The sequence below is a fragment of the Rhodococcus sp. 008 genome, assembly GCF_001682295.1.
GTDB lineage: Bacteria > Actinomycetota > Actinomycetes > Mycobacteriales > Mycobacteriaceae > Rhodococcus_F > Rhodococcus_F qingshengii.
In genome coordinates this window covers 2,987,248-2,998,577 of record NZ_CP012749.1, presented here as the reverse complement: position 1 = coordinate 2,998,577, position 11,330 = coordinate 2,987,248, and the positions used below count along the sequence as shown (strand labels likewise).

General features: G+C 62.5%; 14 protein-coding genes. 1 reads left to right on the top strand and 13 read right to left on the bottom strand.

Features of this window, described 5'->3' with window-relative positions; translation table 11 throughout:
- Nucleotides 1-122 precede the first annotated feature (122 nt).
- The 7 genes from AOT96_RS13995 to AOT96_RS36570 form a co-directional block, all read right to left on the bottom strand.
- Nucleotides 123-1,007, bottom strand: a complete 885-nt coding sequence (locus tag AOT96_RS13995) for an esterase/lipase family protein (RefSeq protein ID WP_442978612.1) — start codon at nt 1,005-1,007, stop codon at nt 123-125.
- A 5-nt stretch (nt 1,008-1,012) separates the two neighbouring features.
- Nucleotides 1,013-1,954, bottom strand: coding sequence for an esterase/lipase family protein (locus AOT96_RS13990; RefSeq protein WP_007726972.1), 942 nt, complete (start codon nt 1,952-1,954; stop codon nt 1,013-1,015).
- Between the two features lie 105 nt (nt 1,955-2,059).
- Entirely contained in the window at nt 2,060-2,398 is a 339-nt protein-coding gene (locus tag AOT96_RS13985) for a histone-like nucleoid-structuring protein Lsr2 (RefSeq protein ID WP_003945673.1), read from the bottom strand.
- A 642-nt stretch (nt 2,399-3,040) separates the two neighbouring features.
- Entirely contained in the window at nt 3,041-4,552 is a 1,512-nt protein-coding gene (lysS, locus tag AOT96_RS13980) for a lysine--tRNA ligase (protein ID WP_003945834.1), read from the bottom strand.
- Between the two features lie 11 nt (nt 4,553-4,563).
- On the bottom strand, nt 4,564-5,067 hold the full coding sequence (locus tag AOT96_RS13975; protein ID WP_047269656.1) for an anthrone oxygenase family protein: 504 nt from the start codon (nt 5,065-5,067) through the stop codon (nt 4,564-4,566).
- A complete protein-coding gene (locus AOT96_RS36575) occupies nt 5,064-5,441 on the bottom strand; it encodes a hypothetical protein (RefSeq protein ID WP_442978611.1) in 378 nt (125 codons plus the stop codon). The genes AOT96_RS13975 and AOT96_RS36575 overlap by 4 nt, the downstream gene beginning before the upstream one ends.
- Nucleotides 5,384-5,896 carry an SDR family oxidoreductase gene (locus AOT96_RS36570; protein ID WP_442978610.1) on the bottom strand — a complete coding sequence of 171 codons (513 nt, stop codon included), beginning with the start codon at nt 5,894-5,896 and terminating at the stop codon, nt 5,384-5,386. The genes AOT96_RS36575 and AOT96_RS36570 overlap by 58 nt, the downstream gene beginning before the upstream one ends.
- 80 nt (nt 5,897-5,976) lie before the next feature.
- On the opposite strand from AOT96_RS36570, the gene AOT96_RS13965 reads away from it, so the two are divergent.
- On the top strand, nt 5,977-6,936 hold the full coding sequence (locus AOT96_RS13965) for an AraC family transcriptional regulator (RefSeq protein WP_050656736.1): 960 nt from the start codon (nt 5,977-5,979) through the stop codon (nt 6,934-6,936).
- A gap of 21 nt (nt 6,937-6,957) precedes the next feature.
- Here AOT96_RS13965 and AOT96_RS13960 read toward each other — a convergent pair whose 3' ends face one another.
- The 6 genes from AOT96_RS13960 to AOT96_RS13935 form a co-directional block, all read right to left on the bottom strand.
- On the bottom strand, nt 6,958-7,380 hold the full coding sequence (locus tag AOT96_RS13960) for a rhodanese-like domain-containing protein (RefSeq protein WP_003945445.1): 423 nt from the start codon (nt 7,378-7,380) through the stop codon (nt 6,958-6,960).
- The gene (locus AOT96_RS13955; RefSeq protein ID WP_058039264.1) at nt 7,377-7,895 is read right to left on the bottom strand and encodes a cysteine dioxygenase; all 519 of its coding nucleotides are present in this window, start codon (nt 7,893-7,895) and stop codon (nt 7,377-7,379) included. Before AOT96_RS13955 ends, AOT96_RS13960 begins: the two co-directional genes overlap by 4 nt.
- Nucleotides 7,896-8,156: 261 nt before the next feature.
- Nucleotides 8,157-8,972, bottom strand: coding sequence for a type III pantothenate kinase (locus tag AOT96_RS13950; RefSeq protein WP_007726991.1), 816 nt, complete (start codon nt 8,970-8,972; stop codon nt 8,157-8,159).
- A 3-nt stretch (nt 8,973-8,975) separates the two neighbouring features.
- The gene (gene panD, locus AOT96_RS13945) at nt 8,976-9,422 is read right to left on the bottom strand and encodes an aspartate 1-decarboxylase (protein WP_003945761.1); all 447 of its coding nucleotides are present in this window, start codon (nt 9,420-9,422) and stop codon (nt 8,976-8,978) included.
- Between the two features lie 27 nt (nt 9,423-9,449).
- Complete coding sequence (gene panC, locus AOT96_RS13940; RefSeq protein ID WP_003945953.1) at nt 9,450-10,382, bottom strand: pantoate--beta-alanine ligase; 933 nt, start codon at nt 10,380-10,382, stop codon at nt 9,450-9,452.
- Complete coding sequence (locus AOT96_RS13935; protein ID WP_003945822.1) at nt 10,375-11,316, bottom strand: Rossmann-like and DUF2520 domain-containing protein; 942 nt, start codon at nt 11,314-11,316, stop codon at nt 10,375-10,377. Before AOT96_RS13935 ends, panC begins: the two co-directional genes overlap by 8 nt.
- Nucleotides 11,317-11,330: the final 14 nt, after the last annotated feature.

Below are 11,330 nucleotides of genomic sequence, written 5' to 3'. Positions count from 1 at the left end.
TGCTGCTCCTCCACCCGATTGGCGGCGGAAGCCGGACTGCTTACCGTTCACAACGTCGCAGCTGAGGGAATCGTTTCCCGGTTCCTGTACGCCTGAAGCGAACAGCGATTTTCGACGCCTGATCAGCCGAATATCGGGAGTACCCGAGCGCACGGCACCTCACGCGGATTCGACGGATCCAGCGCGTTGAGCGTCAGAGTCGCCGTTCGCTGCGACGCCACCAGCGCGATGTGATCCGACAGGTCCTGCTCGCAACCGTCCTGAACAACTATGTTCGACGCGTTCGACGCGGCCAGTATTCCGCTGCTGTACGGAACGACCACTTGATCGAATCGAGTCACGATGTTGGTGTACTCGACGTCATCGGAGTAGACGCCCGCGTCGCGCAGTTCGGTGACGAAGCTGGCGTTGTCGAAATCCGGTCCCCCGACGCCTTCCGGCGGGCCGACCTCCGAGCCGTCCCACAACGGAGCGATGGAGACGATCTTGGAAACGTGCGTGTCACCGCCGAGGAACTTGGCGTAGTAGGCACTGACCGTCGTCCCCTGGGAGTGCCCGATCAGGTCGACCTTCGAGGCACCCGTCGCAGAGAGAACGTCGTCGACGAAGTCCGACAGCTGCCCTGCGCTGTCTCCGAGTGGTGCGAGACCGCCGGCTGCGGAAATCGGCCACGGCTGGTCCGTTCGATTCCCGAAGGTGAGCGCAAAAACGCAGTATCCCTCGTTGGCCAGTACGGGTGCGAGTACGCCCCAATTGGTCTGACGGTTGGCCGCCGTCCCGTGCACCAGGACGACTGGATCAGGATGAGCAGCGGAAGGCGTGCACGAGAAGTCGTTGGTGCCAGGGGCCGATCCGCCCGGGTTGGTCGCTTCGAGGGCGATTCCACTGAGGAAACCGGACGGAACGGGAAGAGGTTCGTTCGCTGACGCAAGAGACGGCGCGGACGCGGCTCCCGCCACAGCGAGAGCGCCCACGCATGTTCGAATCCCCACCGAAGGCCTCCGCATAGTGATCAACCCACGACGGGCAATACCGAGTTGCACGGTACCGGCCGCTGATGCGCGGGGTCGAGTGCATTGAGAGCAAAAGTCGCGGCGCGCAGCGATGCCGCGATTGCCAGGTGATCGGAGATGTCTTGCTCACAACCGTCCTGGACGACGATGTTGGTGGCGTTCGGCCCAGGCTCCAGCCCATTTGTATACGGCAGCACCAGTTCGTCGTAGCGGGTCGTGATGTTCGTGTAGTGAACACCCGGCGCATAAACGCCTCCCGCACGGAGATTTTCGATGAACTCCGAGCCTGCCCCCATGTTCAGACATGCCTTGCAGATCGGGAATCCGGCCTGCGCTGCCTCGGATACCCCGAGTTCGCGAAGGCTGCGGCCGACACTTGCCTGCTCGTTTCCGAGCGTTCCCTTCCACAGCGACGCCACCGAGACGATGTTGTCCACTTTGTCGGCACCACCGAGGAACTTCGCGTAGTACCCGTTGATGATGGTGCCCTGGGAATGTCCGATCAGATCTACCGATGTAGCACCCGTGGCATCAAGTACTTGATCGACAAAATTCGACAATTGCGCTGCGCTGGAGGGAATTTCCTGCATTCCACCGATGGCCGACAACGGCCACGGCTGCTCGGGGAAGTTGCCGTATGTCAGCGCGAAGACGCAGTAGCCCTCGTTGGCGAGCAACGGCGCATAGGTGGCCCAGTTGGTCTGCCTGTTTCCACCCGTTCCGTGAACGAGCACAACCGGATTGGGATGTTCGGCAGTCGGTTTACACGAAAAGTCATTGGATCCAGGAGCTGAACCGCCAGGATTTCCCAACTCCTGAGGAACACCGGCAAGGAAGGCATTGGGCACGGGCAACGGGGCCTGAGCCGAAGCCACGGAGGTGAACCCGACGAGCATCAGAGCGGCAAGAACCACGCCCCCGAACAACCTGTTTCTGTGCACGACCGACTCCTCTACGAGAGATGCGAACCGTGCAGACGCTAACAAACTAGAACGCGTTATCAATCCGTTTCGGCAAAATGCGCCCGAATCCATTCGCGATCCATTTCAGACGGCCTTTTCGTAGGCTCGGCGCACCTCGGTGGAAATACGACCGCGGGCCGAAATCTCGAAGCCTGCACCCTTGGCCCATTCGCGGATGGCGGCACTCTGATCGCGGTCCGCAACGGGACGGGATTTGGTCACCGCTCCGTTGACTGATTTGGCGGAATTCGACTTTCTCGCATGAGGAATCCACTTTTTCAGTGCATCGCGCAGTTCCGCGGCGTGGGCGGCGGTGAGATCGATTTCGTAAGCAACTCCGTCGACGGAAAACTCCACAGTTTCGTCGGCGGGCGATTTTTTGTCCAGATCGTCAACCATCGTGACAACAACCTTTTTCACCACGACCATTCCTCCCCAGATCCTTCGATAAGCAGCGACAATAGCACCTGGACAAACGTCCTGTCTCGGCTCGTCAGGATGATTGGGACTGATCTCCGCCGGGTATGCCAGTCGACTTGTCTTGCGACAAAGACAGTGCCGATACATTCTTTGCGGCGCATCGGGGGATGCATCCAGACGGGGGAATCATGACAGACGACGGCTCGAGAAAAGACCTCTACCGAGCGCAATCTTCGCCTCCAAGAACGGCACTCTCGCCAGTATCGCTTACGGCGGACCCACGAATTTCACCATCTCCGGACGCCCTGCGATCCGGTACACCCCAACCGTCACAAATATCCCGGCGGACAACGAATGCGATCCGCCCTCAGCACAATTCGATGTCGTCACCACACCCGGATACTCCACAGCCGAGGTCATGGTCTTCCTTGTCCAGTCGGATCGGGGACTACCTGACGCACTCAACCAGGGCACGATCGACCAAATCATCGCAACAATTCGAGAGTCCGAAACTCGGGCGACCGCGCATGGATGAATCCTTTGCCGCAGGCGAATGTCGTTGGGAACTATCGAATACCTTGGGAGCGCCTCAACTGAAAAAGGTTCGGCCGCAACATGTGCGGCCGAACCTTGATCGAAGTAAAGCTAGCGAGCGGACGGACGAACGATCGGGAAGAGGATCGTCTCGCGAATACCGAGACCAGTCAAAGCCATCAGCAGTCGATCGATTCCCATGCCGGTGCCGGTGGTCGGCGGCATGCCCTGTTCCATCGCGGCGAGGAACTCCTCGTCCAGCACCATCGCTTCGTCGTCGCCTGCCGACGCGAGGCGCGCCTGGTCGACAAAGCGCTCACGCTGGATGACCGGGTCGACAAGTTCGGAGTAGCCTGTCGCCAACTCGAATCCGCGGATGTACAGGTCCCACTTCTCGGTGACACCCTTCTTGCTGCGGTGATCACGGGTCAGGGGCGACGTCTCGACCGGGAAGTCACGGACGAACGTCGGCACGTACAGCTGATCGCCGCACTGGTGTTCCCACAGCTCCTCGACGAGCTTGCCGTGGCCGTAGCCCTTGTCCTTGGGAACCTCGAGGCCGACCTTCTCCGCCAGAGCGAGAAGCTCGTCGACCGTTGTATCCGGCGTGACCTCGGTGCCGATGGCAGCCGACAGCGACGGGTACATCTCGAGAACCTGCCACTCGCCACTGACGTCGTACTCGGAACCGTCGGCGAGGGTGAGGACCTGCGTGCCGAATGCTTCCTGCGCAACTTCCTGGACGAGTTCACGAATCATCTTCGCGGAATCGTCGTACGTGCCGTAGGCCTCGTACGTCTCGAGCATCGCGAACTCGGGCGAGTGAGTGGAGTCGACGCCCTCGTTGCGGAAGTTGCGGTTGATCTCGAAGACCTTCTCGATACCGCCGACGACGCAACGCTTGAGGAACAGTTCCGGCGCGATACGCAGGTACAGGTCGATATCGAGGGCGTTCGAGTGCGTGACGAACGGGCGAGCTGCCGCGCCGCCGTGCAGCGTCTGCAGCATCGGCGTCTCGACCTCGAGGAAGCCGCGGCTCTCGAGTGCATTGCGCAGCGCACGGACAACAGCGACGCGCTTGCGGGCGTTGTCGCGAGCCTCGGGGCGAACGATCAGATCCGCGTAGCGCTGACGCACCCGGGACTCTTCGCTCATCTCCTTGTGAGCGACCGGCAGGGGGCGCAGCGACTTGGATGCGATCTGCCAGGCATCGGCCATCACGCTGAGCTCGCCGCGACGGGAGCTGATGACCTCACCGTGGATGAAGACGAAGTCGCCGAGGTCGACGTCGGACTTCCAGGCAGCCAGTGCCTCTTCGCCGACGCCGGCGAGGCTGATCATGGCCTGCAGCTGGGTACCGTCGCCTTCCTGCAGAGTCGCGAAGCACAGCTTGCCGGTGTTGCGCATGAAGATGACGCGGCCGACGACGCCGACCAGCACGCCAGTCGCCGTGTCCGGCTCGAGTTCCGGGTACTCCGCGCGGATCTGCGCGAGCGTGTGGGTGCGATCGACCGAAACCGGGTACGCCTCCTGCCCCTGCGCGAGGATCCGTTCACGCTTCTCGCGCCGGATACGGAGCTGCTCGGGGGTGTCGTCGACTGGCTGGGCTTCTACATCACTCACGGGGTACAAGACTACTGGGCCGTGTCCACCGCGTTTGTTGCTGGTAGCACCGCGGCCACCGCGAGCACGATTCCCGACAGCAGGTACAGCCCGACCCGAACGTGATTCCACATAGTCCAACCCGCCTCGTACGACGCCCATGCGGCCGCGTCGATAGTGCTGACCGAGGCAAACGCGTCGTTGCGAGGGACGTGGTAGATCGCGGTCACCGCGAAGGACGCGAGCACCCCGACGCAACCGACGACAGCAAGGACCCAGCCGTCCGGTCTGGAGATCGCTGCCCAGATTCCAGCGGCGATCGCGGTGAGCGCCGATCCGACCAGCGGCAGCATCAACGCACTACGCGGCGCTTCGACGTTGATCGCCTGCATCGACGTGATCGCGGTATGTGCATCGACCGACCGCAGAGCGGGCATCACGAAGGACGAGAAGGCAAACAACGCACCACCGGCGACGAGCGCGCCGAGGGCAGTCACCCCGAGCAGCAGCTCCAAGAAAATCTCGGATTTCTTCACGACCAGACCCCCGTTCGAGCAGCCTCGGCGGCAAAAGTGGTGAAATCTCGAGCGGGTCGTTCCAGGACCTCTTCGACGACGCCGGTCACACTTTGATTTCGTCCGTCGAGAACCTCGGCAAACAGGTACCTGAGTAACTCCACGACGTCACTCGGGACGCCGACCTCCGCCATGCCGTCGGAAAACTGTTTGAGTCCAATTCTTTCGAATGTCACGAGACGACCCGACGCCGTCGAAATCGCATCCACCGCCGCCGCGAAAGTGAGCAACTCCGGACCTGTCACCTCGAGAACTCGGCCGAGGAGGTCGGTTCGAGTCAATGCGGCCACCGCCACGTCGGCGAGATCGTCGACGTCGATGAACGGCTCCCCCACCTCACCGACCGGAAGTGCCAGGTGGCCTTCCCGAATCGGATCGAGTAGGTACCCCTCACTGAAGTTCTGGGCAAACCAACTGGCCCGCACCACAGCCATTCCAGACCGCTGTCGGCGAGAACCTGCTCGGCTTTCTGCGCCGCCGGTTCACCGCGCCCGGACAGGAGCACCATGCGACGAACCCCTTCGCGGTACGCAAGCTCCGCGAACTCCTCGATGTGGGTGCTCGATTCCGGAACAGCCAGATCTGGCGCATACGTCACATATGCCACGTCGACGCCGGACACTGCTGGCTGCCACGTCGTCTGATCGTTCCAGTCGAAACGCGCCCCGGATGTTCTCGATGCGATTCGGGTACGGATTCCCACCGCCGTCAGCCTCTGCGCAACGCGCGCACCGGTCTTGCCGGTACCACCGATCACTACTGCCGATTGAATGTCGCTTGTTGTCGTCATGCACTCATTCGACCGCGGAGCGTCAATACGATCCATAGCCGAAGGTCACAAAAACATACGCCAGCGTCTACGGTCGAAGCATGGATGCATTGTCGATGATGCTGGCCGGATCGCGGGCGGAGGGCGCTTTTCTACTGCGCTCGCTGCTCGATCCACCGTGGTCATTACGTATCGAGGACCACGCACCGATCACCGTGCTGGTTCTGGTTCGAGGCAGCGCGGTCGTCGTCTCCGACACCGGACAGACAGAAGATCTCGAGGCCGGCGACGTTGCACTGTTGCGCGGCCCCGATCCGTATACGGTCGCCGATCACCCGGACACACCAGTCCACGTACTGATCGACGAAGCACAGAATTGCGCTGCGGTCGACGGCACACCACTCGAGGACATGTCGGTTCTCGGCGTTCGCACCTGGGGCAACTCGACCAGTGGTCAGACCGTCATGCTCACGGGCACATACCGTTTGGACTCCTATGTCAGCCGTCAGATCCTCGACAGCCTGACACCCGTCGCGGTAGTGCGACGCAGCATCGAAACCGCGCCGATGACAAACCTTCTGGAACAACAGATCGCCGCCGACGGGCCCGGACAGGAAGTGTTGTTGGACAGGCTCCTGGACCTGGTCCTGATCTCAGCGGCCCGGACCTGGTTCGCCGAGAACCCGAATCGATCACCGCGATGGATCAAGGCCTACGAGGATCCCGTCATCGGGCATGCCTTGCGGCTCATACACAATCGGCCGGAACACCCCTGGACGGTCGCGAGCCTGGCCCAGGAGTCCGGCAGCTCGCGAGCGGCCTTCGCGCGCCGGTTCACCAGCCTCATGGGGCTCGGACCTGTCGGCTATCTGACCGAGTGGCGACTGTCCGTGGCGGCAGATCTGCTCGCAGACCCGGCACGAACGGTGTCGTCGATCGCGCGAGAAGTGGGTTACTCGAGCCCCTTCGCCCTCACAACCGCGTTCACCCGTCATCACGGAATGAGCCCGAAGATGTACCGCCAGACCCGCTGTGCGCCTTTATTAACCGCCCGCGGTTAATAAAGGCGCACAGCAAATACCTCAATGAGCCGAAACCGCCGCCAACTCGCGGGAGCAATGACGAACTCCGCTCAGCGCACCGAGCAGGCCGGCGGCCTTGATCGCCTGGTACCCGCCCACGAGATCGGTGGCCTTGTGCAGACCCAACTGCTGCAACGACGCTGCGGCCAGGCTCGAGGTGTAGCCCTCGGAGCAGACGATCACCCACTCGACGTCGTGGTCGGTGGCCAACGCGAGGTGTGCGCTGCTGGTGGGGTCGAGGCGCCATTCGAGCACGTTCCGCTCGATCGCGAGTGCACCGGGAAGAGTTCCCTCGATGGCGCGCTGCGCCTGCGGGCGAATGTCGACGAAGATCGCGCCGCGGTGGAAGGCTTCGGTGAGCTGGAAGACGTACATACGATCGATCTGTGCGCGAGCGTCGTCGAGCATTTGGTCGATGGTCATTTGGTGCCCCCCTCGGGCAGGTCGGTCAGCTCGGTACGGGTGCGGCGAAGTGTCCGGTGATCCGTCACTTCGTAGAAGGACATTGCCGTCAGCGGCGGCGAGTAGGCGTGAACACTCAGAGTCGGTGCATCAGAGCTGATTTCGATCGGAGCACCGGGAGCATCCGTCGAACGCACGACATCGTGAACCCATCCGAGCGGGAACGAAGCCTGATCGCCGGCGTCGAGCTGGCGTTCCACCAGGGAGTCACCGGCCCAACGGAATTCGGTGAGCGAACCACTGAGGACGGTCAAGGCGCCGAACGAGCCTGCGTGGTCGTGCAATTCGGTGTTGCGTTCGGGCACCCAACTGATGAGCCACACATCGACGTCGTCGTCCGCGTGCAAGCGGGTGGACCAACGGTCGAGCGTCGGGAAGGTGTCGGGGATGAGGTGATCGAAACGGCCGTCGAGCACGCCGTTTGCTCCCTCGTCGGTCAGACGCAGCAGATCGGCCGGGCGAAGGCGGGTAGGCAACGACGCACCACTCGGGCGACGTCCGGACGCCCCACGGTTAGCGCTACGACCTGCGGAAACAGCACGGTCAGCAGTAAGAGTCGGGGCCAAAACAGAGAGATCTGCAGAATATGTGGATAGCACGAGCTAGCTCCAAGGAATGTGAATTGGTCAAGGCAGCGGTCAGCCTCGACAACACTCCTGAGCACCCATGCAGCGATTCACGAGCACCATTGTGGCATAACTTTTGCAATCGCGAAACCGCTGGAACGAAACCATCGATCAGGCGACGGGTCGTCGACCGGATCCACGACGCGCCTGATTGCGCTCGAAGACCAACCTCAGCCCCTCGAGGGTGAGGTCCCGTTCGAGGTGATCGATGGTGTCGGACTCGGGAATGATCAGCGGTGCGCTGTCCCCGGTCGCGATCACGGAGACGTCGTCACCACCGAACTCCGGTAGTTCGTCGCGGACGCGGTTGACCAATCCGTCGACGAGGCCCGCAAAGCCGAATACCGCACCGGACTGCATGCATTCGACGGTATTCTTGCCGACCACCGAACGCGGGCGCACCAATTCGACCTTGCGCAGCGCAGCGGACTGCGACGCCAAGGCATCGGTCGAGATCTCGAGTCCGGGCGCGATGCAGCCGCCCAGAAACTCACCCTTGGCGGAAACGACGTCGACACAGGTCGACGTACCGAAGTCCACGACAATGCATGGCCCCTCGTAAAGATGATGAGCGGCAAGGCTGTTGACGATCCGGTCGGCTCCCACCTCTTTGGGGTTGTCCACCAGCAGTGGCACACCGGTGCGAATACCCGGTTCGACCACCACATGGGGAACGTGACCCCAGTACCGCTCGAGCATCACACGGATTTCACGCAAGACGGACGGCACTGTCGACAGCGCCGCAACGCCGGTGATCTGATCGACATGAGAACCCAACAGCCCACGGAAGGTCAACGCCAACTCGTCGGCAGTCATCCGAGGATCGGTTCGCATTCGCCAGTCCTGCAACAGCTTCGAATACTCACCAGTCCCGGAGAACAGACCGAGAACGATGTTGGTGTTCCGGACGTCGACCGTGAGCAGCATGGATTACACCAGGCTGGATTCGCGCGAGGCCTCGAGCGTCGACAGCATGCGTGGGGTGATCAGACCCGAACCCTCCGGCGCGTGAGCCGGGTCGGAACCGAGTTCGATCTGCTTGTTGTCGGCATCGACGAAGACTACGCGCGGGGAGTACTCCTTGACTTCCTGCTCGTTCATCACGCCGTAGGCGATGAGGATGACCAGGTCGCCTGGCTTGACCAGATGCGCTGCCGCACCATTGATTCCGATGACACCGGTTCCGCGCTCGCCGGCAATGACATACGTCTCGAGACGCGCACCGTTGTCGATGTCGACGATGCACACCTGTTCGCCTTCGAGGAGGTCTGCGGCGTCCATCAGATCCTGGTCGACGGTGACGGAGCCGACGTAATGCAGGTCGGCGTGAGTCACGGTGGCGCGGTGGATCTTCGACTTCATCATCGTGCGAAACATATCCAGGTCCTTACTCGTGAAAAGTGCTCAGTGAGACAGCAGGTCGTCGATGGCGTCGGCGGATGGGTCGGTGTCACGCTCGAGGAAGCCGGTTCCCACCGCGACACCGACGTTGTCGATCAAACGGGTGGTTCCGAGCTTGGCGGCCACCAACAGTCGACCGTCACCTCGCTCGGGCGCGGGGCCCAGATCGACGCCCCGAACCTCGAGGTAGTCGACCTCGATTTCCGGAACAGCTGCCAGAACAGCGCGTGCGGTTTCCAGGATTGCTTCCGCTCCCCCAGCCGCCGCGTGTGCACCGGCGATCAGAGCGGCGGACAGCGCGACCGCTGCCGCGCGCTGGTTCTCGTCGAGGTAGCGATTGCGAGAGGACAACGCGAGGCCGTCGAACTCGCGAACCGTCGGAACTCCGATGATCTGTACATCGAAGTTGAGATCCCACACCATCTGACGGATGAGCGTCAGCTGCTGGTAGTCCTTCTCACCGAAGTACGCGTGATTGGGTGCCGCGATCTGCAGCAGCTTCGCCACTACCGTCAGCATTCCCGCGAAGTGAGTGGGGCGCGCTCCGCCTTCGAGTTCGCTACCCAACGGGCCCGGCACGATGGTGGTGCGCTGACCACGCGGGTACATCGTCTTGGCGCTCGGCGCGAACACCAATTCGACGCCCTCGGCGCGCAACAGGTCGAGATCCGCATCGAGAGTGCGCGGGTACGCGTCCAGATCTTCGCCGGCACCGAACTGGAGCGGGTTCACGAAGATGGAAACGATCACGACGGCGCCGGTGACCTTGGCCTGACGAACCAGTTCGATGTGGCCGGCATGCAGCGCACCCATCGTCGGAACGAGCGCCACCTGACGCCCGACACCTCGCAGTGCCCGCGAGACGCGCCGAAGCTTGTCCGGATCGTGGTGCACCGTCAGTTCGCCGCGCTTGTATCCGCCCTGCAGATCACTCACGACGGTCACCTCCCGTTTCAGTCAAGATGTCGAACAATTCGGTGGGGGCGCCCACCCGCTGGGCCGATCGCAAGGACATCGCCCGATAGCCGGCAGCGAGCTCCGGATCCAGGTCTGTCAGTACGCGCAAATGTGTGTCGACAGCAGCAGCGTCGCCGCGTGCCACCGGGCCGGTCAACGCCGAGGGACCGCGTCGTAGCGCGTTGTCCAAGGCCGCCGACAGCAGCGGCTGCAGGACTCGCTCGGCCACTCCACCCGGATCGCCGTCGACCAACTGCTGACCGAGCAGCTCGTCACCTTGCAACGACGCTCGCAGGGCCTCGACGGCGTCGACCACGAGCGTGACCAGGTGATTACTGCCGTGAGCCAGTGCGGCGTGGTAGAGCGCGCGGTTCTCCTCGCGCACTCGGACGGGCTCGCCGCCGATCTCGAGGACCAGTGACTGCGCGATCGCGTAACCGATGTCGTCGGCAGCGGTGATTCCGAAGCATGCCGACGACAGCCGTGCGGTGTCCTCGTCGTGACCGGTGAACGTCATCGCCGGATGGATAGCCAGGGGTAGTGCGCCCAGTTCGGTGAGTGGAGTCAGGATCGCGATCCCGTTGGCACCGGACGTATGGGCGACGAGCGTGCCCGGCTTGACGGCATGGGTGGCCGCCAGACCTCGAACAAGATCCGCAAGCTGATCGTCAGGAACGGCGAGAATCAGCAACTCGGAACGAGCTGCGACGTCGGCAGCCGGAAGAATTTCGGTATCGGGAAGCCGCTTCACAGCGCGGGCAACCGAGGCGCTGGAGACGGCGGAGCAAGCGCTGACAACATGACCGGCTCGCTCCAATGCGGCACCGACAGCTGTTCCGACCCGGCCTGCTGAGACAATTCCTACCGTCAATCGCGCAGGTGCAGGTCCATTAGTGATCCCGAAGGAAGTCACCGGATTCCTCTCGT

Excerpts from the sequence above, each read along its gene's own strand:
- AOT96_RS13995 (WP_442978612.1), bottom strand. The coding sequence starts at position 1,007 with ATGCGGAGGCCTTCGGTGGGGATTCGAACATGCGTGGGCGCTCTCGCT.
- AOT96_RS13960 (WP_003945445.1), bottom strand. The coding sequence starts at position 7,380 with ATGACCATCGACCAAATGCTCGACGACGCTCGCGCACAGATCGATCGT.
- panD (WP_003945761.1), bottom strand. The coding sequence starts at position 9,422 with ATGTTTCGCACGATGATGAAGTCGAAGATCCACCGCGCCACCGTGACT.
- AOT96_RS13965 (WP_050656736.1), top strand. The coding sequence starts at position 5,977 with ATGGATGCATTGTCGATGATGCTGGCCGGATCGCGGGCGGAGGGCGCT.
- AOT96_RS36570 (WP_442978610.1), bottom strand. The coding sequence starts at position 5,896 with ATGACGACAACAAGCGACATTCAATCGGCAGTAGTGATCGGTGGTACC.
- AOT96_RS13950 (WP_007726991.1), bottom strand. The coding sequence starts at position 8,972 with ATGCTGCTCACGGTCGACGTCCGGAACACCAACATCGTTCTCGGTCTG.